Source organism: Streptomyces poonensis (assembly GCF_014650915.1).
Classification (GTDB): Bacteria; Actinomycetota; Actinomycetes; order Streptomycetales; family Streptomycetaceae; genus Streptomyces; species Streptomyces poonensis.
In genome coordinates this window covers 228472-250292 of record NZ_BMVW01000006.1, presented here as the reverse complement: position 1 = coordinate 250292, position 21821 = coordinate 228472, and the positions used below count along the sequence as shown (strand labels likewise).

At 71.1% G+C, this 21821-nt stretch carries 24 protein-coding genes, 1 tRNA gene and 2 pseudogenes; 9 read left to right on the top strand and 18 right to left on the bottom strand.

From position 1 onward, the window contains the following. Nucleotides 1-21 precede the first annotated feature (21 nt). Nucleotides 22-201: a hypothetical protein gene (locus IE242_RS37770; RefSeq protein ID WP_229859067.1), complete on the top strand. Its 180-nt coding sequence runs from the start codon at nt 22-24 to the stop codon at nt 199-201. Between the two features lie 13 nt (nt 202-214). Here IE242_RS37770 and IE242_RS18045 read toward each other — a convergent pair whose 3' ends face one another. The 3 genes from IE242_RS18045 to nth form a co-directional block, all read right to left on the bottom strand. After that, nucleotides 215-1414, bottom strand: a complete 1200-nt coding sequence (locus IE242_RS18045; RefSeq protein WP_189860366.1) for a MarP family serine protease — start codon at nt 1412-1414, stop codon at nt 215-217. Between the two features lie 117 nt (nt 1415-1531). Continuing rightward, the gene (locus tag IE242_RS18040) at nt 1532-2227 is read right to left on the bottom strand and encodes an NUDIX hydrolase (RefSeq protein WP_189860364.1); all 696 of its coding nucleotides are present in this window, start codon (nt 2225-2227) and stop codon (nt 1532-1534) included. A 232-nt stretch (nt 2228-2459) separates the two neighbouring features. Next, complete coding sequence (gene nth / locus IE242_RS18035; protein ID WP_373299536.1) at nt 2460-3350, bottom strand: endonuclease III; 891 nt, start codon at nt 3348-3350, stop codon at nt 2460-2462. Nucleotides 3351-3717: 367 nt separating this feature from the next. Here nth and IE242_RS18030 point away from each other — a divergent pair, with 367 nt between their 5' ends. Next, nucleotides 3718-4392: a Crp/Fnr family transcriptional regulator gene (locus IE242_RS18030; RefSeq protein ID WP_030573597.1), complete on the top strand. Its 675-nt coding sequence runs from the start codon at nt 3718-3720 to the stop codon at nt 4390-4392. A gap of 82 nt (nt 4393-4474) precedes the next feature. On the opposite strand, the gene IE242_RS18025 is transcribed toward IE242_RS18030, so the two are convergent. The 4 genes from IE242_RS18025 to sp36 all read right to left on the bottom strand — a co-directional run bounded on the left by IE242_RS18025 (nt 4475) and on the right by sp36 (nt 7002). Then, complete coding sequence (locus IE242_RS18025; RefSeq protein WP_189860360.1) at nt 4475-5305, bottom strand: MBL fold metallo-hydrolase; 831 nt, start codon at nt 5303-5305, stop codon at nt 4475-4477. Beyond that, nucleotides 5302-6198, bottom strand: a complete 897-nt coding sequence (locus IE242_RS18020) for an NUDIX hydrolase (protein WP_189860358.1) — start codon at nt 6196-6198, stop codon at nt 5302-5304. Before IE242_RS18020 ends, IE242_RS18025 begins: the two co-directional genes overlap by 4 nt. 181 nt (nt 6199-6379) lie before the next feature. Next, nucleotides 6380-6847 (bottom strand): RidA family protein, encoded by a 468-nt coding sequence (locus tag IE242_RS18015; RefSeq protein WP_189860356.1) that lies wholly within the window; start codon nt 6845-6847, stop codon nt 6380-6382. Further along, nucleotides 6844-7002: a Sp36 family protein gene (gene sp36 / locus IE242_RS18010; RefSeq protein WP_003967454.1), complete on the bottom strand. Its 159-nt coding sequence runs from the start codon at nt 7000-7002 to the stop codon at nt 6844-6846. Before sp36 ends, IE242_RS18015 begins: the two co-directional genes overlap by 4 nt. 106 nt (nt 7003-7108) lie before the next feature. On the opposite strand from sp36, the gene bagA reads away from it, so the two are divergent. Continuing rightward, nucleotides 7109-8086 (top strand): ATPase BagA, encoded by a 978-nt coding sequence (bagA, locus tag IE242_RS18005; RefSeq protein WP_189860354.1) that lies wholly within the window; start codon nt 7109-7111, stop codon nt 8084-8086. Beyond that, nucleotides 8083-9561, top strand: a complete 1479-nt coding sequence (gene bagB, locus IE242_RS18000) for an ATPase BagB (protein WP_189860353.1) — start codon at nt 8083-8085, stop codon at nt 9559-9561. The genes bagA and bagB overlap by 4 nt, the downstream gene beginning before the upstream one ends. Before the next feature lie 236 nt (nt 9562-9797). Here the strand turns inward: bagB and wblA are convergent, their stop codons facing one another. Beyond that, a complete protein-coding gene (gene wblA, locus IE242_RS17995; protein WP_030573555.1) occupies nt 9798-10136 on the bottom strand; it encodes a transcriptional regulator WblA in 339 nt (112 codons plus the stop codon). Nucleotides 10137-10705: 569 nt separating this feature from the next. Between wblA and IE242_RS17990 the strand changes: the two genes are divergently transcribed. Next, nucleotides 10706-13027, top strand: coding sequence for a transglycosylase domain-containing protein (locus tag IE242_RS17990; protein ID WP_189860351.1), 2322 nt, complete (start codon nt 10706-10708; stop codon nt 13025-13027). A 143-nt stretch (nt 13028-13170) separates the two neighbouring features. Here the strand turns inward: IE242_RS17990 and IE242_RS17985 are convergent, their stop codons facing one another. Then, nucleotides 13171-13638, bottom strand: a complete 468-nt coding sequence (locus IE242_RS17985; protein WP_189860349.1) for a GatB/YqeY domain-containing protein — start codon at nt 13636-13638, stop codon at nt 13171-13173. Between the two features lie 212 nt (nt 13639-13850). Between IE242_RS17985 and IE242_RS17980 the strand changes: the two genes are divergently transcribed. The 3 genes from IE242_RS17980 (at nt 13851) to IE242_RS17970 (ending at nt 15938) form a co-directional block, all read left to right on the top strand. Next, on the top strand, nt 13851-14777 hold the full coding sequence (locus IE242_RS17980; RefSeq protein WP_189860347.1) for a metallophosphoesterase: 927 nt from the start codon (nt 13851-13853) through the stop codon (nt 14775-14777). Nucleotides 14778-14920: 143 nt separating this feature from the next. Next, complete coding sequence (locus tag IE242_RS17975; protein WP_189860345.1) at nt 14921-15835, top strand: Pr6Pr family membrane protein; 915 nt, start codon at nt 14921-14923, stop codon at nt 15833-15835. A 29-nt stretch (nt 15836-15864) separates the two neighbouring features. After that, nucleotides 15865-15938 (top strand) — tRNA-Pro (locus tag IE242_RS17970). A gap of 77 nt (nt 15939-16015) precedes the next feature. On the opposite strand, the gene IE242_RS17965 is transcribed toward IE242_RS17970, so the two are convergent. The 9 genes and pseudogenes from IE242_RS17965 to IE242_RS17925 form a co-directional block, all read right to left on the bottom strand. Then, nucleotides 16016-17182, bottom strand: coding sequence for a site-specific integrase (locus IE242_RS17965; protein WP_189860343.1), 1167 nt, complete (start codon nt 17180-17182; stop codon nt 16016-16018). Beyond that, nucleotides 17182-17370 (bottom strand): helix-turn-helix domain-containing protein, encoded by a 189-nt coding sequence (locus tag IE242_RS17960; RefSeq protein ID WP_189860341.1) that lies wholly within the window; start codon nt 17368-17370, stop codon nt 17182-17184. Before IE242_RS17960 ends, IE242_RS17965 begins: the two co-directional genes overlap by 1 nt. Then, nucleotides 17367-18746: a replication initiator protein RepSA gene (repSA, locus tag IE242_RS17955; RefSeq protein ID WP_189860339.1), complete on the bottom strand. Its 1380-nt coding sequence runs from the start codon at nt 18744-18746 to the stop codon at nt 17367-17369. Before repSA ends, IE242_RS17960 begins: the two co-directional genes overlap by 4 nt. After that, complete coding sequence (locus IE242_RS17950) at nt 18739-18927, bottom strand: hypothetical protein (protein ID WP_189860337.1); 189 nt, start codon at nt 18925-18927, stop codon at nt 18739-18741. The genes repSA and IE242_RS17950 overlap by 8 nt, the downstream gene beginning before the upstream one ends. A 90-nt stretch (nt 18928-19017) precedes the next feature. Continuing rightward, nucleotides 19018-19344, bottom strand: coding sequence for a SpdD-like protein (locus IE242_RS17945; RefSeq protein ID WP_189860335.1), 327 nt, complete (start codon nt 19342-19344; stop codon nt 19018-19020). An 11-nt stretch (nt 19345-19355) separates the two neighbouring features. Then, nucleotides 19356-19511 (bottom strand): hypothetical protein, encoded by a 156-nt coding sequence (locus IE242_RS17940; protein ID WP_189860333.1) that lies wholly within the window; start codon nt 19509-19511, stop codon nt 19356-19358. A gap of 8 nt (nt 19512-19519) precedes the next feature. Further along, nucleotides 19520-19711, bottom strand: a complete 192-nt coding sequence (locus IE242_RS17935) for a mobile element transfer protein (protein ID WP_189860331.1) — start codon at nt 19709-19711, stop codon at nt 19520-19522. Nucleotides 19712-19732: 21 nt separating this feature from the next. Beyond that, a complete protein-coding gene (locus IE242_RS17930) occupies nt 19733-20449 on the bottom strand; it encodes a DUF2637 domain-containing protein (protein WP_189860329.1) in 717 nt (238 codons plus the stop codon). An 83-nt stretch (nt 20450-20532) separates the two neighbouring features. Further along, a pseudogene (locus IE242_RS17925) lies at nt 20533-21687 on the bottom strand (FtsK/SpoIIIE domain-containing protein); the annotation flags it as partial. On the opposite strand from IE242_RS17925, the pseudogene IE242_RS17920 reads away from it, so the two are divergent. Next, nucleotides 21630-21818: pseudogene (locus IE242_RS17920) on the top strand (NUDIX hydrolase); the annotation flags it as partial. The pseudogenes IE242_RS17925 and IE242_RS17920 sit on opposite strands and share 58 nt — an antisense overlap. Between the last annotated feature and the right edge of the window lie 3 nt (nt 21819-21821).

The following is a 21821-nucleotide window of genomic DNA, read 5'->3' as shown; positions in this document are numbered from 1 at the left end:
GGCGGGGGCACACGTCCGGGTATGGGCTGGACGCACGATTACAGTGACGCAGCACGCAACCGCCGCTCGGCCGCGGAGCTGAGCTCCTACCAGAGGAGCACCCCCCAGTTCCCGGGCACGGATCCCCGGCTGGGCATCCCCCACATTCTGCGCCGCCGGGCCCGCTGGGTCTCGGCGCGGCTGCGTCACCAGCGCCCCTGACGCCACCCGGCGGTCAGAGCGCGCAGCTGTCGCTTCCCACTTGCCGGTTGGCCGCACGACCCTCGCTGATGTTCTCCTTCACCTCGTCCACGGTGAGGGCGTAACCGGTGTCCGGGTCGTCGAGGGACTTGGCGAAGATCACTCCGTAGACCTCGCCCTCGGGTGTGAGGAGCGGGCCCCCGGAGTTGCCCTGACGGACGGTCGCGTACAGCGAGTAGACGTCACGGCGGACGGTGCCGCGGTGGTAGATGTCCGGGCCGTCGGCCGTGATGCGGCCGCGCACGCGCGCGGGACGCACGTCGTACGCGCCGTTCTCCGGGAACCCCGCCACGATCGCGCCGTCGCCGCTGCCGGCGTCGGCCGACGCGAACTGCAGTACCGGCGCGTTCAGTCTCGGCACGTCCAGGACGGCGATGTCGCGCTCCCAGTCGTAGAGGACGACCATGGCGTCGTACCTGCGGCCCTCCCCGCCTATCTGGACGGTGGGCTCGTCGACGCCGCCGACGACATGGGCGTTGGTCATCACTCGGCGCTCGTCGAAGACGAAGCCGGTGCCCTCCAGAACCTTGCCGCAGCTCTCGGCGGTGCCCATGACCTTGACGATGGACCGCTTGGCGCGGGTGGCGACCGCGCTGTCGGCCAGCTCGGGGTCCGGGGGCCGCACTTCGGTGATGGGTTCGTTCGAGAACGGGCTGAATACCTGGGGGAAGCCGTTCTGCGCGAGGACCGAGAAGAAGTCGCCGAACCATGTGTCGGCCTGGTCGGGGAGGGCGCTCGAGACACCGAGCAGGAGCTTGGAGTTGCGCACCTCCTTGCCGACCGTCGGTATCGTCGTACGGGCCAGGAGGGTGCCGATCAGCCAGGCGACCAGCAGCATCGCCACCACGTTGACGAGGGCACCGCCGGTGGCGTCCAGGGCGCGGGCCGGGGACCAGGTGATGTACCGGCGCAGCTTGTTGCCCAGATGGGTGGTCAGGGCCTGGCCGACGGAGGCACAGACGATGATGACGATCACCGCGACGACGGCGGCGGCCGTACCCACCTCCGCGTCGTCCGTCAGCGCGTCCCAGGCGACGGGAAGCAGATAGACGGCGACGAGGCCGCCGCCCAGGAAGCCGATCACCGACAGGATGCCGACGACGAACCCCTGGCGGTAGCCCACGATCGCGAACCACACGGCGGCGACCAGCAACAGGATGTCCAGCACGTTCACCGCTTCACGCCTCGCCTCGTCACCATGCGGTCGCCATGGCCCACCCCGCGGTCGCCGTCGACCGCCCCCGGGCCCGGGAGGTGGCTCCCGGAAGAACACAGCACGGCCGCCACCCTGTCACGCGCTCCAGTCGAGGGGGACATGCTTCCCGCGGTCCCAGGGCCGCTCCCAGCCCGCCAGATGCAGCAGACGGTCGATGATCCCGGCCGTGAAGCCCCAGACGAGAGCCGACTCCACCAGGAAGGCCGGGCCCTCGTGGCCGCGCGGGTGGACGGCCGTGGCCCGGTTCGCGGGGTCCGTGAGATCCGCCAGGGGAACGGTGAACACCCGGGCGGTCTCCTTCGGGTCGACGACGCCCACCGGGCTCGGTTCGCGCCACCAGCCCAGCACGGGCGTCACGACGAACCCGCTCACCGGGATGTAGAGCCTGGGCAGCACGCCGAAGAGCTGGACACCTGCCGGGTCGAGCCCGGTCTCCTCCTCGGCCTCGCGCAGAGCGGCCCGCAACGGTCCGTCGCCCTGCGGGTCACCGTCCTCGGGGTCGAGGGCGCCGCCGGGGAAGGCGGGCTGTCCGGCGTGCGAGCGGAGCGAACTCGCCCGCTCCATGAGCAGCAGCTCGGGGCCGCTCCTGCCCTCGCCGAACAGGATCAGCACGGCGGACTGCCGTCCCGCTCCGTCGGCCGGCGGCAGAAAGCGGCTCAACTGCCGCGGCTCCACCGTCTCCACGACGTGCGCCACCGGGTCCAGCCAGGCGGGCAGGCCGTCCCGGCTCAGCTCCAGCCGCCCGTCGTGCGTGTCGCTCGCGTGCTTCATCGCCACCCCCGTCGCTCTGCTGGTCCCAACGCTCCTGGGAACACCGATCGTTCCATGTGTCCCCCATGTGGGTGTGCCGCCGCGTCCCGCCGGCTCACGGAGCCGGCCGGGCTTGTGCCTCCGGGCGGCCGTCCGACGGAGCCGGCCAGGTCCGCGCCACCAAGCGCGGGGCAGCGGCGCCCCGCCGTCCGCGTCCGCCGCTGCGTGCGGCGCTCCCGCCGGGCGGGCACCGTCACGCGGCCCCCAGCGGCGGTGCCGGGATGCCGCCCGCGTCCAGGTACGCCTGCGGGGGCTTGAGGCGCTGGCCGGGGAAGCCGCCCTTCTCGTACTTCAGGAGCTTCTGCGCCTTCTCCGGGTCCGTCTCGCCCTCACCGAAGGCCGGGCACAGCGGCGCGATGGGGCAGGCGCCGCAGGCGGGCTTGCGGGCGTGGCAGATTCGGCGGCCGTGCCAGATCACATGGTGCGAGAGCATCGTCCAGTCGCTCTTCGGGAAGAGCGCGCCGACGGCCGCCTCGATCTTGTCGGGGTCCGTCTCCTCGGTCCACCGCCACCGGCGCACCAGCCGCTGGAAGTGCGTGTCCACGGTGATCCCGGGCCGTCCGAAGGCGTTGCCGAGCACGACGAACGCGGTCTTGCGGCCCACTCCGGGCAGCTTGACCAGGTCCTCCAGACGCCCGGGGACCTCGCCGCCGTGCTCCTCCACCAGCGCCTTCGACAGCCCGATCACCGACCTGGTCTTGGCCCGGAAGAACCCGCACGGCCGCAGGATCTCCTCGACCTGCTCCGGGTCGGCCGCGGCCAGGTCCTCGGGGGTGGGATACCGCGCGAAGAGCGCCGGTGTCGTCTGGTTCACCCGCAGGTCGGTGGTCTGGGCGGACAGCACCGTGGCCACGATCAGCTGGAAGGGGTTCTCGAAGTCCAGCTCCGGATGCGCGTACGGGTACACCTCGGCGAGCTCGCGGTTGATCCGGCGGGCGCGGCGTACGAGGGCGGTACGCGACTCGGGTTTCGGGGGGTGACCGGTCACGCGCTTCGCGCCCGCCGGCCGCGCGGGGGCGGCCGTCTCGGCGGCGCTCTTCCCGCCGGCCGTCCTGGTCGCCTTCTTGGCCGGGGTCCCGGCCAAGGTCGAGGTCGATGTCGATGTCGACGTCCTGGCTGCAGTCACCTTGGTCCCCTTTGCCGCTTTCTTCGCTCCCACGGGGTCCTGTTCGCCCACAGCGGAATCCCGACGTGCAACCACCCGCCCAGCCCCCTCGGCCTGTGTGCTCACCGGCGATTTGGACACCCGGCCAGCCTAAGGCCCAGCAAGGACATCCGCCCCGGGGCCAGGGGATCGGCGCCCGATTGGACCCCTGCCGCATGTCCCGGCACACCGGTGCGGCATCCTTGTGACAGATCACACTGTTTGGACCGTCCGGCAAAATGGGGAGCACGGTCCCCTGGTAAACGGGGGAAAAGATCCCCTGAGCAGGTCGACAAGGAGAGAACTCGTGGACGACGTTCTGCGGCGCGCCCCGCTCTTCGCGGCGCTCGATGACGAGCAGGCCGCGGAGCTCCGCGCCTCCATGAGTGAGGTGACCCTCGCGCGCGGCGACTCGCTGTTCCACGAGGGCGACCCGGGTGACCGCCTCTACGTGGTCATGGAAGGCAAGGTCAAGCTCCACCGCACGTCCCCCGACGGCCGCGAGAACATGCTGGCGGTGCTCGGTCCCGGCGAGCTGATCGGCGAGCTGTCGCTCTTCGACCCGGGCCCGCGTACGGCCACGGCCACCGCGCTGACCGAGGTCAAGCTGCTGGGCCTCGGCCACGGCGACCTCCAGCCGTGGCTGAACGCGCGCCCCGAGGTGGCCGCCGCCCTGCTGCGCGCCGTCGCCCGGCGCCTGCGCAAGACCAACGACCAGATGTCCGACCTGGTCTTCTCGGACGTGCCCGGCCGGGTGGCCCGTGCGCTCCTGGACCTCTCCCGCCGCTTCGGCGTGCAGTCGGAGGAGGGCATCCACGTCGTCCACGACCTCACGCAGGAGGAGCTCGCCCAGCTCGTCGGCGCGTCCCGTGAGACGGTCAACAAGGCCCTCGCCGACTTCGCCGGCCGTGGCTGGCTCCGCCTGGAGGCCCGCGCGGTGATCCTCCTCGACGTGGAGCGCCTGGCCAAGCGGTCGCGCTGACCGCCCGCCGTACGGCGACGGGGCCCCGCCTCCTCGGAGCGACGGGGCCCCGTCGCCGTTTCGCGCCCCGCCCCGCCCTCCCTCAGATCAACCCGTGCTCCCGCAGATAGACCATCTGCGCCCGTACCGACAGCTCGGCCGCCGGCCACAGGGAGCGGTCCACGTCCGCGTACACGTGCGCCACGACCTCGCCCGGCGTCCGGTAGCCGTTCTCGACCGCCGTCTCGACCTGGGCGAGCCGGTGGGCGCGGTGGGCGAGGTAGTACTCCACGGCGCCCTGGGCGTCGTCGAGGACGGGACCGTGCCCGGGCAGCACGGTGTGCACGCCGTCGTCGACCGTCAGCGACCTGAGACGCCGCAGGGAGTCCAGATAGTCGCCGAGACGGCCGTCGGGATGGGCCACGACGGACGTACCGCGCCCCAGGACGGTGTCGCCCGTCAGGACCGCCTGATCGGCCGGGAGATGGAAGCACAGCGAGTCGGCGGTGTGCCCGGGCGTCGGCACCACCCGCAGCTCCAGCCCGCCGACCGTGACCACGTCGCCCGCGCCGAGGCCCTCGTCCCCGAGCCGCAGCGCCGGGTCCAGCGCCCGCACCGCCGTTCCCGTCAGCTCCGCGAACCGTGCGGCGCCGTCGGCGTGGTCGGGGTGCCCGTGCGTGAGCAGGGTCAGCGCGATGCGCTTGCCGGCCCGCTCCGCCGTGCCGACGACGGTGCGCAGGTGCCCCTCGTCCAGCGGGCCCGGGTCGACGACGACCGCCACGTCCGAGTCCGGCTCGGACAGGATCCAGGTGTTCGTGCCGTCAAGGGTCATCGCGGACGCGTTGGGCGCGAGCACGTTGACCGCGCGCGCGGTGGCAGGGCCCGACAGGACCCCGCCGCGTGGCTGGCCAGGCAGGGCGGCGGCGTCGGTCATGCGGATGCTCCCCCGGTCGGAACGGTGGGAACGGCCGGAACGGTGGGGACGTGCTTGGTGAACTCGTCGTGACCGGGCCAGGCCAGCACGATCTCGCCGTTCTCCAGCCGGGCCGTGGCGAGGACGGGCGTCAGGTCGCGCGCGGGCGCGGCGGCCAGCGCCTCGGCCGCGGTGGTGTACGTGGTGAGCCCGCGCAGCGTGGCGATGGTGGGCGGCATCATCAGCAGGTCGCCCCGGTCGTAGGCGTCGGCCGCGTCCTGGGGGCGGATCCACACGGTGCGGTCGGCCTCCGTGGAGGTGTTGCGGGTGCGCTGGCCCTCGGGCAGCGCGGCCACGAAGAACCAGGTGTCGTAGCGGCGGGACTCGAACTCGGGGGTGATCCACCGGGCCCAGGCACCCAGCAGGTCCGACCGCAGCATCAGCCCCCTGCGCTCCAGGAACTGCGCGAAGGACAGCTCATGGGCGGCCAGTGCGGCCCGGTCGGCCTCCCAGTCCTCGCCCGTCGTGTCACCGACCACCGTGTCGGCGGTGGGGCCGGCGAGCAGGACGCCCGCCTCCTCGTACGTCTCGCGTACGGCCGCGCACACGATGGCCTGGGCGGCCGTCTCGTCGACGCCGAGCCGGTCCGCCCACCACGCGCGCGTGGGGCCCGCCCAGCGGATGAGGCGGTCGTCGTCGCGCGGGTCCACTCCGCCGCCCGGATAGGCGTACGCGCCCGCGGCGAAGGCCATGGAGGCGCGTCTGCGCAGCATGTGCACCACGGGGGTGCCGTCGGTGTCCTTCAGCAGCATGACCGTGGCCGCCCGCCTGGGCGTGACCGGGGTGAGTGAGCCCTCGGCCAGCGCACGGATGCGTTCCGGCCACTCCGGGGGGTACCACTGACCGTTCGCCATGGCCGGAGGCTATCCCGTGGCGCGCTGATGTTCGAGAGGGAACATCACGTGACACATGAGTGACAACAAGGGCGCACTGTCGTACCCGCGGCCCCGGAGGGCGTCGACGTCCCCGGGAGCCCGGCCAGTCCGACAGGAAGCGATGTGACCGGCGTCCCTGGGACCCCGGTCACCGGCCCGTTCACGCCTCCGCCAGCTCCACCTGGATCTCGACCTCGACCGGCGCGTCCAGCGGCAGCACGGCCACGCCGACGGCGCTGCGCGCGTGGACGCCCTTCTCCCCGAGAACCTCGCCGAGCAGTTCGCTGGCACCGTTGACGACGGCGGGCTGCCCCGTGAAGTCGGCGGCCGAGGCGACGAAGCCCACGACCTTCACCACGCGCGCGATGCGGTCGAGGTCACCGGCGACCGACTTGACCGCGGCGAGCGCGTTCAGCGCGCAGGTGCGAGCCAGGTCCTTGGCCTCCTCCGGCGTGACCTCGGCACCGACCTTGCCGGTGACGGGCAGCTTGCCATCCACCATGGGGAGCTGGCCGGCCGTGTAGACGTACACCCCGGACCGCACGGCGGGCTGGTACGCCGCCAGCGGGGGCACGACCTCGGGCAGCCTCAGCCCGAGCTCCGCGAGTTTGGCCTCGACAGCGCTCACGCCTTCTCCCGCTTCAGGTAGGCCACGAGCTGCTCGGGGTTGTTCGGCCCGGGCACGACCTGGACGAGCTCCCAGCCGTCCTCGCCCCAGGTGTCCAGAATCTGCTTCGTGGCGTGGACGAGCAGCGGCACGGTTGCGTATTCCCACTTGGTCATGTGGCCGACTCTAGCCGCTGCCGCTCGGCGGTCGCGTGGCCGAGCGGGGCCCCGTTGTCCACAGCCTCACGCGTAGGCCGTGGACGGACTGGTTACGCTCGAATACGTGAGCAGGCTCCAGGTCGTCAGCGGCAAGGGCGGTACCGGAAAGACCACGGTCGCCGCAGCACTCGCGCTCGCCCTCGCGACCGAGGGAAAGCGCGCCCTCCTCGTCGAGGTCGAGGGCAGACAAGGCATCGCACAGCTCTTCGAGACGGAGGCGCTGCCGTACGGGGAACGGAAGATCGCCGTGGCTCCGGGCGGCGGCGAGGTGTACGCGCTCGCCATCGATCCCGAACTGGCCCTTCTGGACTACCTCCAGATGTTCTACAAGATGGGCGGCGCCGGCCGGGCCCTGAAGAAGCTCGGCGCCATCGACTTCGCCACCACCATCGCACCGGGTCTCAGGGACGTGCTCCTCACGGGCAAGGCGTGCGAGGCGGTCCGCCGCAAGGAGAAGAACGGGCGGTTCACGTACGACTACGTGGTGATGGACGCCCCGCCCACGGGCCGCATCACCCGCTTCCTCAACGTCAACGACGAGGTGGCGGGCCTGGCGAAGATCGGCCCGATACACAATCAGGCCCAGGCCGTGATGCGTGTCATCAAGTCCCCGGAGACGGCGGTGCACCTGGTGACGCTGCTGGAGGAGATGCCGGTCCAGGAGACCGTGGACGGCATCGCGGAGCTGCGCGGCGCCCGGCTGCCGGTGGGCCGCGTCATCGTCAACATGGTGCGGCCGACCGTGCTGGACGCCGCCGATCTGGAGTTCATGGAGACCGCCTCCCGCCCCGCCATCGCACGGGCGCTCTCCGGCACCGGGCTCGGCGGCGCGCGCCGTGGCGGCGGCGCCGATCGGCTCGTCATGCCGCTGCTGGAGCAGGCCGGGGAGTACGCCGAGCGCCACGCCCTGGAGCACGAGCAGCGGACCGTACTGCAGGAGCTGGGCCTGCCGCTGCACGAACTCCCGCTGCTCGCCGAGGGGATGGACCTGGCGGGCCTGTACGAACTGGCCACGGAACTGCGTCAGCAAGGGATCTCATGACTACGGACCCGTCCGCCACGCACGACTCGGCCTCCGCGCACGACTCGGCCTCCGCGCACGGCTCGGCCCCCGCGCACGACACGCACGGGCCGTCCCGTGCCCACGACCCCCACCGCTCCATCCGGCCGGCCCGGCTGCTGGAGGTCGATCCGCTCCTGGACGACCCGGCGACCCGCATCGTGGTGTGCTGCGGCTCCGGCGGCGTCGGCAAGACGACCACGGCCGCGGCCCTGGGGCTGCGGGCCGCCGAGCGCGGCCGCAAGGTGGTCGTGCTCACCATCGACCCGGCCCGCCGGCTGGCGCAGTCCATGGGTATCGACTCCCTGGACAACGTCCCGCGCCGGGTGAAGGGCATCGACGACACCGCGGGCGGCGAGCTGCACGCCATGATGCTCGACATGAAGCGCACCTTCGACGAGATCGTCGAGGCGCACGCGGACGCCGAGCGGGCGGCCGCCATTCTGGGCAACCCCTTCTACCAGTCGCTCTCCGCCGGCTTCGCGGGCACGCAGGAGTACATGGCGATGGAGAAGCTGGGACAGCTCCGCGCGCGGGACGAGTGGGACCTGATCGTCGTCGACACCCCGCCGTCGCGTTCGGCGCTGGACTTCCTGGACGCTCCGAAGCGGCTCGGGTCCTTCCTGGACGGGAAGCTGATCCGAGTGCTGCTGGCGCCGGCCAAGATGGGCGGCCGTGCGGGGATGAAGTTCCTCAACGTCGGGATGTCGATGATGACGGGCGCCCTGGGCAAGCTGCTCGGGGGGCAGCTGCTGAAGGACGTGCAGACGTTCGTGGCCGCCATGGACTCGATGTTCGGCGGGTTCCGCACCCGCGCGGACGCCACGTACAAGCTGCTGCAGGCGCCCGGCACGGCGTTCCTGGTGGTGGCGGCCCCGGAGCGGGACGCGCTGCGGGAGGCCGCGTACTTCGTGGAGCGGCTGGCCGCCGAGGACATGCCGCTCGCGGGTCTGGTGCTCAACCGGGTCCACGGCAGCGGCGCGGCCCAGCTGTCCGCCGAGCGCGCGCTCGCCGCCGCCGAAAATCTTGAAGAGACCCGCATTGTGGATCAGCAGGACGGGAAAGTAGGACTTTGTAACTCTCCCGACACGCACGGCTGTTCTGAATCTCCCGCATCCGAGGGCCCCGGATCCGCGGCTCCCGCACCCGAACCCGGCTCCCCCGCCGACGATCGGGTCGTCACCGACCGGGCCGCCACGGACAACCGGACCACCACGGACGACCCCACCATCGAACAACTCACCGCAGGCCTGCTAAGGCTGCACGCCGAGCGCATGCAACTGCTCTCCCGCGAGCAGCGCACGCGTGACCGCTTCGCCGCGCTCCACCCGGAGGTGGCCGTCGCGGAAGTGGCCGCGCTGCCCGGCGATGTCCACGACCTCGCGGGGCTGCGGGACATCGGAGACCGGCTCGCGGCCGTACGGCCGGAGCTTCCCGAGACCGAGACCGGCGCCTGAACGTCCCGGGACACACCCGCCCCGGGCGTGACCGGCACCGCTCACCGTCCGGGGCACCGGCGGCATCGACCGGCAGACGGTCGCCGACGGCATCCACCGGCGCCTGTGGCGGCCCGGGGCACCCGGACCTGGCACATCTGCCCGACACGCCGACGCCCGAAGGGCGTCCTGAGTGAACCTCGTGCTCCCGGCGAGCCCCGTGCTCCCGGTGATCGGTGAGGGCGGTGAAGCGGCCCTCAGCCCACCGCCGCGTAGTTCTCGTAGGTCTCGTCCTCATCGAGGGGAAGCAGGCCGGCGCCGCGCTCGTACTCCGTACGCGCGGTCTCCAGCAGCCTGCGCCACGACGTGACGGTCGGCCGCCTGCGCAGCAGCGCACGACGCTCGCGCTCCGTCATGCCTCCCCACACGCCGAACTCGACGCGGTTGTCCAGCGCGTCGGCCAGGCACTCCGTGCGCACCGGGCACCCGGTACACACCGCCTTGGCCCTGTTCTGCGCCGCTCCTTGAACGAACAGTTCATCCGGATCGGTAGTGCGACAGGCAGCCTGCGCACTCCAGTCGGTTACCCAGCCCATACCGGCGCCGTCCTCTCCCGAATCGAGGCTCCCCCACGGCGGCAGCGGCATATTCACCGCCGCCAGTTGAGGACGTTACGGAAGGTGGGCACAGTGCAACACCCCCTTCGGGCCCAATCTTGAATGGCCCGAACGGACTATGCGTAAGCGGCAGATCACCCGCGGGAGTGACCTGAGGGCATACGTGACCATCCCGTCAGACCGGGACAGTTGCCATGCACCACATCGGACACCGGGTGACACACAAGGCGGATTCGGACTCGCCCCTGGAGAAAAGTGGGGCGCCGTCGGAACGATCCGGGGTCGCCGGACGTACTTGATACATGGGTCTACTTCTGTGACGACCGAGAGCAGCTTAGGCCAAGGCATATGCGCGTGTCCGGCGAATGCGAAACCCTGGCACTTGTCATTGGCATGCCGACCGGGAGGACGGGCGCCGACCGGGGAGACGGGTACTGACCGCGGGACGGGCGCCGCCCGCTGCCCCGTACGTCACGATCCGGTACTCGAACATCCCGAGGAACAAATGCTCCCTCGGGATCTTCATGACTACGGATTAGGCTGCCTTCATGGCAAACAAGCGCTCGGGCGGTGGTCTGTCGCCAACGCAGCAGGCCGCCAGGTTCCTCGGTGTCAGCGTGCTCGCGGGCGCCGTCATGGCGGGCATCGCGATGCCCGCGGTCGGCGCTCTGGGCCTGGCCGCCAAGGGATCGGTCGAGGGGTTCGACGAGATCCCGTCCAATCTGAAGCGCCCTCCGCTGAGCCAGCGCACACAGATCCTGGACAGCAACGGCGACCAGATCGCCACGGTCTACTCCCGTGACCGCACGGTGGTCGACCTCAAGGACATGTCGCCGTACATCCAGAAGGCGATCGTCGCGATCGAGGACGCGCGCTTCTACGAGCACGGCGCGGTCGACCTCAAGGGCATCCTGCGCGCGCTGAACAAGAACGCGCGGAGCGGCGGTGTCGAGGAGGGCGCTTCGACGCTGACGCAGCAGTACGTGAAGAACGTCTTCGTGGAGGAGGCCGGCGACGACCCGACGAAGGTCGCCCAGGCCACCCAGCAGACCCTCGGCCGCAAGATCCGCGAGCTGAAGTACGCGATCCAGGTCGAGGAAGAGCTGGGCAAGAAGAAGATCCTGGAGAACTACCTCAACATCACGTACTTCGGCCAGCAGGCGTACGGCGTCGAGGCTGCGTCCCAGCGCTACTTCTCCAAGTCGGCCAAGGACCTGAAGCTCCAGGAGGCGGCCCTCCTCGCCGGCATCGTCCAGGCCCCGACCAGCTACGACCCGGTGAACGACGAGGCGACCGCCAAACAGCGCCGCAATGTCGTCCTCCAGCGCATGGCCGAGGTCGGCGACATCTCCCAGGCACAGGCCGACAAGGCCAAGGCGACGCCGATCGAACTGAACGTCAGCAAGCCGAAGAACGGCTGCATCACGGCCGTGAAGGGCGCCAGCTTCTTCTGCAAGTACGTCGAGTACGTCTTCCTCAGTGACCCGGTCTTCGGCAAGACCAGGGAGGACCGCGCCAAGGTGTGGAACCAGGGCGGTCTGACGATCAAGACGACACTCGACCCGCAGGCGCAGGAGTCGGTCCAGGCTTCCCTCGAGGACCACATCTACAAGTCGGACCCGGTCGCCGCGGCGACCACCCTGGTCGAGCCCGGCACCGGCAAGATCCTCGCGATGGGCCAGTCGAAGCCGTTCGGCTACGGCGAGAACGAGACCGAGATCAACTACTCGGTCGGCAGCGGCATGGGCGGCTCCAACTACGGCTTCCCGACCGGTTCGACGTTCAAGCCCTTCGTGGCGGCGGCCGCCCTGGAGCAGGGCCGGCCGGCGACCCAGGAGTACTCGTCGCCGTACCAGATGGAGTACCCGAGCCCCGTCCAGACCTGCGGCAGCAAGCCGTGGGTCAACGACAGCGGCACGACCGTGGAGAACGAGGCCGAGTCGGAAGTCGGCCCGTACCGCCTGAAGAAGGCGATGGAGCTGTCGGTCAACACCTACTTCGTGCAGATGATCTCCGACATCGGCCTGTGCCCCGTGATGGAGATGACCGACAAGCTGAAGGTCGTGCAGGGCAACGGCGACAAGCTGCCCGAGGTGCCCGCGATCTCCCTCGGCTCCAAGGGCATCTCCCCGCTGACCATGGCGTCCGCGTACGCCGCCTTCGCCTCCCGCGGCATGTACTGCACGCCGGTCGCCATCGAGTCGATCACCCAGCGCGTCGGCAAGGAGCAGAAGCCGCTCGAGGTGCCGAAGTCGACCTGCTCGCGCGCCATGTCCGAGAAGACCGCGGACACCATCAACACCCTGCTGCAGGGCGTGGTCGACTCCGGTACGGGTCAGGAGGCGGGCCTCACCGACCGCGCCAACGCCGGTAAGACGGGCACGACCGACGAGCGCAAGAACGCCTGGTTCGTCGGCTACACGCCGAACCTGTCGGGCGCCGTCTGGGTCGGCAGCGCCTCGCAGCAGGTGCAGATGAAGAACATCACGATCGGCGGCGTCCCTCACGCACTCGTATACGGCGGTGCGGTCCCGGGCCCGATCTGGAAGGACGCCATGACCGGCGCCCTCGCCGGCAAGGAAGCCTCCTCCTTCAACCTCGTCCACATCCCCGACGGCAACGACGGCCGCGGCAGGGGCGACGACGGGAACAACGGGGACGACGGCGACGAAGGTGACGACGGTGACAGCTGGGGCAACTGGAACGGTGGGAACGGCAACGGTGGGAACGGCAACGGCAACAACGGCGGCCTGATCACCGGCGGCTCCGACGGCGGCACCATCCCCACGCCCTCCTTCTCGATCCCGGAAGACCTCATCCAGGGGCAGGAGAACGGCGGGGGCTTCGGCGACGGGGGCGGCTTCGGCTGATCCGTCGACCAGGTGACCAGGCGACCAGGTGATTCCTGGTTCGCCCTGGTCGGTCCTGATACGTGTACGGCGGTGGGGCGCCCCCTGGAGTGACCAGGGGGCGCCCCACCGCCGTAGGGAAGGGGGATCGCTGAAGGGTCCGCTCAGCCGTTCGCGAGAAGCTGCTTGACCACCGCGGCTACGCGGCCGCCCTCGGCCTGCCCGGCCACCTTGGGGTTCACGATCTTCATGACCTGGCCCATCGCGCGCGGGCCCTCGGCACCGGCCGCACGGGCCTCCTCGACCGCCTGGGCGACGATCTGCCGCAGCTCCTCGTCCGACAGCTGCTTGGGCAGGTAGACGGCGAGGAGCTCGCCCTCCGCCCGCTCCCGCTCGGCCTGCTCGGCACGGCCGCCCTGAGTGAAGGCCTCCGCGGCCTCGCGCCGCTTCTTCGCCTCCTTGGTGATCACCTTGAGCACCTCGTCGTCGGAGAGCTCGCGCTTCTCCGTACCCGCGACCTCCTCCTTGGTGATCGCGGTGAGCGTCAGCCGGAGCGTCGAGGAGCGGAGCTCGTCGCGCTCCTTGATCGCGGCGTTCAGGTCTTCCTGCAGCTTCGACTTGAGCGTGGTCATGGGCTTGATTGTCGCAGGTGCGCGGGGCCGTCCGCCCGTTGATTTCGAGCGCGCGGACGAGGAGCGACGGCGGACGGGCGGCCGTTCACCCCGGGCGTCGCCGAGACGGCGCGCGGAGGGTGGTAATCGCCCGTCCACATGGGCATTTGGCCGGTTCTCGGGGTTATCCACAGGCGGCGCTGCATGTCGTCCGGGTCTGACACGATGGGCATATGCGAGCGCGATACGGAGTACCTCTGGGGATCGCGGCGGCAGGCGCCGCCGGTCTGTTGTACGCGGCGGGGTTCGAGGCCCGCTCCTTCCGGCTGCGGCGGGTGACGGTGCCCGTGCTGCCGCCGGGCATGCGGCCCCTGCGCATACTCCAGGTCTCCGACATCCACATGGTGAGCGGACAGCGCAAGAAGCAGCGCTGGCTGCAGTCGCTGGCCGGGCTGCGTCCCGACTTCGTCATCAACACCGGGGACAACCTCTCCGACACGGACGGCGTGCCCGAGACGCTGGACGCGCTGGGCCCGCTGCTGGAGTTCCCGGGGGCGTACGTCTTCGGCTCGAACGACTACTACGGCCCGATGCTGCGCAACCCCGCCCGTTACCTGCTGGAGAAGGCTCAGGGCCGCCACGGCCTGAACGGCAACGCGGCGGCGGTGGGCGTGGTCCACAACCCGTGGGAGGAGCTGCGGGACGGCTTCGACGCGGCGGGCTGGCTGAACCTCACGAACACCCGCGGGACACTCAAGATCGACGGCATGGAGATCGAGCTGACCGGCCTGGACGACCCGCACATCAAGCGCGACCGGTACGCGCGCGTGGCGGGCGGCCCCTCGGAGTCGGCCGACCTCTCGCTGGGCGTGGTGCACGCGCCCTACCTGCGCACGCTGGACGCGTTCACCGCGGACGGCTACCCCCTGATCCTGGCGGGCCACACCCACGGCGGCCAGCTCTGCATCCCCTTCTACGGGGCGCTCGTCACCAACTGTGACCTGGACACGGACCGGGTGAAGGGCCTGTCGACGCACACGGCGGAGGACCGGACGTCCTACCTGCACGTATCGGCGGGCTGCGGTACGAACCGGTACACCCCTATACGGTTCGCCTGCCCGCCGGAGGCGTCGCTGCTGACACTGGTGGGACGCGACTGACCACGGGCCCTGCCCTGTCCACCCGTCCGGCGCCACCGGCCGGCATCACCATCCGGCGTCACCATCCGGCGTCACCCATCCGGCTTCACCCATCCGGATCACCCCGTTTCGTCCGATTCGCCGGAGTGACCTAGCGTGAGCGCATGACCGCTCCGATACCTCGGGACATTCCGGACCTGCCCGTGATCCCGGGCGTCGCCACCCCCCTGCCGGCCCTCGTACCCGCGAGAGCCGTGCTACCCCTGACCCGGCGCCCCGCGGCCGCCGCCTTCCGCGCCCTGGTGGCGCTCGCGGCGGCGGCGGGCGTCGGCACCGAACTGCTTCTTGGCAACCCGCTCCAGGCCGCGAGCCACTGGTCGGTGCAGTGCGGTGCACTGGTGGCCGCGGTGTTCGCCTGCTCGGCGTCGCGCGCATGGACGGCCCGCCACCCCGTATCGCCCCTGCTGACGGGCGGCACGCTGCTGTATGCCCTGGTCGCGGGCATGGTGCAGCACCTGCTCCTCACACGAGGGGTGGGCGCGTTCGCCCTGACAGGAGCGAACGCGGCCTTGGGGACCGACGACATGGCCGCACTCGCGGGCGGCTGGCAGGCGATGACCGGCCCGCTCCTGCACACAGTGATCCCGCTCGCGGTGGCGGCGGACTGGCTGCTGCTGACCCGCCCCGGCGTCCTGCGGCCGTCGCATGCGATGAAATGGCTGCTCTTCCCCCTGGCGTACCTGGCGTTCACGCTGGTCAGAGGCTCACTGCTCGCCGACGGCTCGCCGACGCAGTACCTCTATCCGTTCCTGGACGCGGACACCTACGGCTACCGGAGCGTCCTCCCCAACGCCCTCCTTCTCGGCCTGGCGATCTACACCCTCGCCATCGCCCTGGTGGCCGTCGACCACATCCGCCCCGATCCGCTGCGGCCCCGCCAGGATTCCCCCCTCGACCGATGGGCACCGGACAATCGCCGCAGCCGGCGAAACCGCCGGGGCCCCTGGGGCCGTCGGGACCGCTGGGACCAGCTCCCGGAGAACTGGATTTCGTCTCCAGCCACGAGTGGGCTAGAGTAAACGACGTCGCCGCGACGAGCAGCGACGATCGGGGTGTAGCGCAGCTTGGCAGCGCGCTTCGTTCGGGACGAAGAGGTCGTGGGTTCAAATCCCGCCACCCCGACAGAGAAACAGCAGGTCAGCCAGTTACTGATATCAGTAACTGGCTGACCTGTTTGGTGTGCGTGTCTATCTGCGTGACTACCGCTCCGGGGCCCGCTTGAAGATGCCGTCCATGACCACGGCGCCGGTCTGGATCACAGGGCGGATCTGCTTCCGGTAGACCTCCTCGGTCACGGCCGTACCCGAGTGGCCGACGAGCCGGGAGATCTCCTCCAGCGGGACGCCACGGTCCGAGAGCAGCGACACGAAGCTGTGCCGGAGCTTCCGGGGCGTCCACTCGTCGGCGTTGACTCCCTCAGCGTCCTTGAGCGCCTGGCGGAAGGCCCGCCGTACGTTCGTGGCTTCGAGCGGCTTGCCCACGGCCGACGAGAATACGAGGCCGTGTTCCTCCCACTGGTCGCCAGCGGCGAGCCGTTCCCAACCCTGGTCCTCGAAGTGCTGCCAGAGGACCTCCACGCAGCGCGCCGGCAGGGCGAGCGTGCGCCGGGACTTACGGGTCTTCGTGTCCCCGCCGCGCCGGACCGAGCGCCACACCGCGATGTGCGGAGGCTGCGGCGGATCGGCATCCGGCTGGCCCTTGAGGAAGACGTGGTCCCAGGTGAGCGCCCGCAGCTCCTCAGTACGCGCGCCGGTCAGCAGGGCTACAACGATGTACGCGTGCATCGAGGAGCCCTCAGCCGCCTTTAGCACCGCCTCGGCCTGGGCGAAGGTGAGCGCCTTGGACGGGCGGCCCGCCTGGCCTTGGGGCACGGAGCACAGCTCGACGACGTTGCGCTTCACCTTGTCCCGCGCCATGGCCCGCTTGACCGAGCGGTTCAGGCAGGAGTGGAGCGCCTGGAGGGTGCGCGTACTGAGCGTCTGCGCCTTGGCCGCCAGCCAGCGGTCGACGTCTTCCGCGCTCAGGTCCCGCAGCTTCCGTGCTCCGAGGGACGGAATGACGTGCTTCTGGCTCAGGGTGGTGCAGGTCTCGACCGTGCGCGGGTCGCGGCCCGCCAAGCCGTAGGCGAGCCAGTCGTTCACGGCGTCGGCGACGGTGTAGCCGGTGGGGGCGATGGCGAGGCCGTCTTCGTAGTCCCGCAACACCTCTTTGAGCTTGTTCTTCGCCTCCGTCTTGGTCTTGCCACTCCCCCGCCGGACGATCCGCTTGCCGCTGGGATCGAAGCCGAGGTTCGCCGTAGCGATCCAGCGTTGCCTCCTCTCGTCCCAGTGCAGCCCGCCGTCCCCGCGGCTTCGACGCTTGGTCATCAGGCGGCTTCTCCCAGCTGGGCCCGGATGAAGTCGCGCACGGAGTCGGCAGGGATGCGACGAGCACCATCGATCTTGAGGGAGGCCAACCGACGGGTGCGGATCAGGTCGTAGACCTTCGAGCGTCCGAGCTTGAGCCGCGCCATGACTTCCGGCACGGTCAGCAGCTCGGTAGTTGCGGTGGTCATGCTGCGGCTCCTTCCTGGGCGAGTTGATCGCGTAGGGCTTCGCGGGCGGTTTCGCGGTTGAGCTGGATATCGCGGTAGATGGTGGCCGCGAGGGCGGATTCGCCAGGGGTGTGGCCGTGGCCGGCGTACTGCCAGTCGGCGAGGACGAGCACGGTGTCCGGCTCGACGTCGTCCAAGCCGAGGGCGTCGCGTTCCTGGGCAGCGCGGTAGTCGGCTCTGGCCTGGCGCAGTTCGCCGAGGGTGGTGGAGTAGCGGCGGGACTTGCTCGAGAAGTGGCCGCGGAAGCCGAGCATGTGTGCCCAGGCCCACAGCCGCCGGTCGGGATAGACCGGGTCCAGCCGCTTGCACGCTTCGATCAGGCGGCGGGTGTGGTCGGGCACGCCGTGGCGGTCGAGCTCGGAGAGCTCCCCGATGCGGCGATCGAGGGTGCCGGTGTTCTCGGCGGCCTTGGTGGCGTACTTGGCGACGTAGGAGGCCACGGCCTGTTCGGTGATCTCGGAGCCGTCACCGAACGCCTTCACCGGGCGGACGTCGAGCTGTCTGCCCCAGCGGAAGGTACGGGCGGGCTGCTCCTCGGCAGCCGGGACCGAGACGGACGTGTAGGAGTGCGCGACGGCGGCCCGGATCGCGTCGTCGAGGAGCTGCACGGTGGCCCAGGAGGGCGGCGGAGTGTCGGGACCGTCCGGGCCGTCGATGCGGATCACGGCATGGAAGTGGATGGCGCCGCGCTTCTGGAACTCGGCGACCTTGCCGTACGAGATGCGGGCGGCCTCCTTCAGCTCCCGTTGGGAAAGGCCGGCGCGGGCAGCGATCTCGCGGCGGAGCCGGTTGGTGAAGCGCTGCCAGAGCTGTCCGGCGTGGTTGTTGAACAGCACGGCGCCCGCGTAGTCGTAGGTGGCCGGGTCCAGGGCGGTGCCCAGGATGGGGTCGTCGGCCGGATGGCGGAGGCCGCAGCGGCAGACGCCTCGGTCGGGTCGGTTGTGCACCGGGCCGAAGGACGGGGCGGTCAGGGTGGCGAAGACACGCGGGTGGTCGCGGACGCTGGCGGGGATGTCCCGGCGGTCGTCCCCGGCGAGTCCGGCGCGGATGAGGTGGTAGGTGTCGCCCGCGTACGTCCAGGCGCAGGCCGGGCAGCGGGAGGCGCGGCGGTTCCCACAGGCCACGCGGAGCCGCCCGCCCGACTCGCTCTCGGTGGTGTAGTGGCGCAGCGTCTCGCCGGTCACCTTGTCCTTGGCCAGGGTCCAACCAGTGAGGTGGATGGGGTCGGCGCAGCCGCCGGTGCGGCGGATCTGCTCGTGCCAGCGGTCGTAGTCGTCAGCCGAAGCCACCCTCAGCAGGTCGCCGAGGGTGGTCGGGTCGTCGAGCAGGTCAGGCACGTGCACCGTCCTGGGCGCGGGCGGGGCGGCGGACGGTTCCGGTGCCGTGGCAGGACCGGCAGTCGGCGGTGATGGTGCGCAGGTGGCCGTGGGCGTCGCGGCCGCCGGTGGTGATGGCGGCGGAGGCGAAGCCGTCGCAGTTCGGGCAGATGCGGGGCGCGGGTGTCGGGCGGTGGGCCATGCTGGAGGTTCCTTCCGGTTGCGAGATCGGACAGGGGCACGGCGCCCGGGCGGCGGATGCTTGGCGGTATCGAGGCCGCCCGGGGGCCGGTCAGCGACGCTTGGCGTCGGTGGTGACGAGCGAGCGGATTACCAAGGCGCAGACGGCGACCGAGGCGCCCGTGACGGCGACCGCGAGGAGCATCGAGACCAGGACGGCGCCGACGACCAGGACCACGGCCGTGCCGCCCCCGACGAGCGCGACGACGGCGCCGGGGGTGAGCTGGACGGTGGGCCGGGCCGAAGCCGCCGCGGCCGGGGCGACCGGGGCCGGCGCGGGGGCCGCCGGGTGCTGGACGACAGTGGTCGGCTCCACGACGGCGGGCGGGGTGACGCGGGCGGTCGGCATCGGGTTGCTCGGGACCTTGGGGCGGAGCATGGCGGGTCTCCCTACTTGATGGCGGTGTCGATGACCGGGGCGAGAAGGCTGTCCGCGATGAGGTAGCCACCGAGGAGGAGCACCAGGACGAGCCAGAGCGGCGGGCGGATGAGCTTGCAGCCGAGCCAGCCGACGACGATCAGGGCGAGCCAGAGCGGGACGTCCACGGGGTCTCCTAGCGGGCGGCGCAGCGGTGGGTGCGGGCGGCGAGCTGGGCGGCGGACTGGCTGGAGTAGTCGGCGGACCAGCCGCAGCGGTCGGAGGTGCACACGGCGGCGTGCTTGGTGCGGCCGTGGCGGTCGCGGTGGGTGCCGATCTGCACGGGGCCGATCCGCATCACGGAGTGGAAGTGGTCACGAGCGGGCATGGCGGTGGTGCTCCTTCCGGATCAGGTGAGCTGGGCGGCGATGGCGGCGGCGAGCTGCGGCGGGACGCCGAGCCGGGCGCGGAGGGTGTCGGTGTCGATCGGGAAGCCAGTGCGGGCGCGGTGGTCGTCGGCGACCTTGCGGGCGTGGTCGACGAGCGCGGCCGGGACCGGCGGAGCCGGGGCAGCGGGCGGAGCCGGGGCGGGTTCCGGGGCCGGGTCGAGCTCAGCGGCGGGAAGCGCCGGAGTCTTCTCGGCTTCGGTCACCGCGGCCGGGATGTCGTCAGGCCCGGGCGAGGCGACCGGCTCAGGGGCGGAGTTGATGTCGGGTGTGGGGATCGGGGCGGGAGGTGCCGGCGGTTCCGGCGCCCGGTTCGGGGCGGGTGTGTGGGCGAGGAGGGTGCCTCCCATGAAGGCAAGCGCGGGCCAGGCAGCGACGAGGATGCGCAGCCAGGCCGGGACCTGGTCGAGGTCGAGGAGTCCGGCGGTGGCGACGTTGGCGCCGAGCGAGGCGCACAGGGCGATCACGAACCAGCACCAGGCCAGCCGGGACGGGCCGTCGACGCGGAGCCGCCGCCAGGAGGCGACCAGGAGCAGGTCGACGCTGATCGGGTAGGCCCAGGCTTTCCAGCCGTCCTGTCCGGCAGCGGCGGCGAGGTCATGCAGGTGGGCGAAGGACAGGGCCCCGGCGATGACGGCCTGGACGAGTACGGCGTCGACGCGGAGAGCGGGGCGGGTCATCGTGGCTCCTTCCTGGGATGAGGCATGGAGGGGGTAGGGACCTGGCGCGAAGGGCGGTCGCGCCGACCGAGGAGGCGGGAAGGTCAGGCGGTGACGGGAGCCGTCTTGGTCAGCGGCACCCGGGCCGAGGGCAGCGGAGCAACCGCTGGCCGGAAGGGCTCCAGCGCGGGCAGGTCCGGGACGCGGTCGGCGTGCTTGTTGCAGATGTTCACGGCCTGGCGCAGTGAGGTGTGCGGGGCGCGGATGCGGGCCCAGCCGCCGGAGGAGTCACCGGCGATGGCGACGCCGCGCATGTCGGTGGGGATCTGGACGGCGGCGAGGACGGCGTCCGGAGAGATGTCGCCGAAGGCCATGTTGGCGGAGGTCTCGTCGTTGACGCGGTGGGCGGTACGGCCGCTGAGCTGGGAGCGGAGCATGGTGATGCTCTTGCCGAGTTCGGCGCCGAAGCGCTGTCCGCAGATTTCGAGGTAGATGCCGGCGGCGCGGCCGAGCTGGGCGAGGCGGACCAGGGCGGTGACGATCCGGTCCCGTCGCTTCTCCTCGTCCTTGGTGGCGAACAGGGCGAGCTCGGCGACCTCGTCGACCAGGACCACGACCGGCACGGGGCGGACGTCGGCGGGCAGGTCCCAGATGTCGGCGGCGATCTCCTCGTCCGGGGTGGTGATGCTGATGCGCTGCTGGGCGCGGATGAGCTGGTAGACCTCCTCCATGTGCGCCACCAGGACTTCCAGCAGTTCCAGGGCGGTGTCGGGGTTGTCGGCGAGCGCGGAGAACCGCCGGGCCAGCGGGAACAGCTCCACGCCCTGCTTGCAGTCGATGCCGACCAGCGCGACATCCATCGGCGCCAGCCCGGCGACGAGGTTGCGCTGATAGACGGACTTGCCCGACTCCGTGGCGCCTAGCGTCAGGCCATGCGGGACGGCCCGGTAGTCGCGGTAGTGGACGGAGCCGTCTTCCCGCAGGGCGACCGGGACCCGCATCGGGGCGGTGTCGAGCTGGGCGGGCATCTGCACCCGCTTGAGCACGTCGTAGCCGGTCATCCGGATCTCGACCACGCCGGAGCGGATCTCCCGCGAGGTCACGCCGTACATGCCGAAGGAGTGGCGGAGCCGGTCCGTGGCGGCGGAGACGTCGAAGGCGTCCTGCCCGGGACGCAGCTTGATCCGCAGGACCAGGCCGAGTCTTCCGCTGCAAGCCCTCGGGGGGCACCGAGCGCACGTCGAGCGAGTCCACCGCGGTCGCCTGGCTCACGCCCGAGGAGGTCAGCGAGCGTATGTCCGAGGTCTTCGCGATTCGCCTGCTGGATGCCCTGGACGGGAACGGCCCGCACGTACGCAGCCACGACGGCCGCAAGCTCATCGAAGCCTGACGA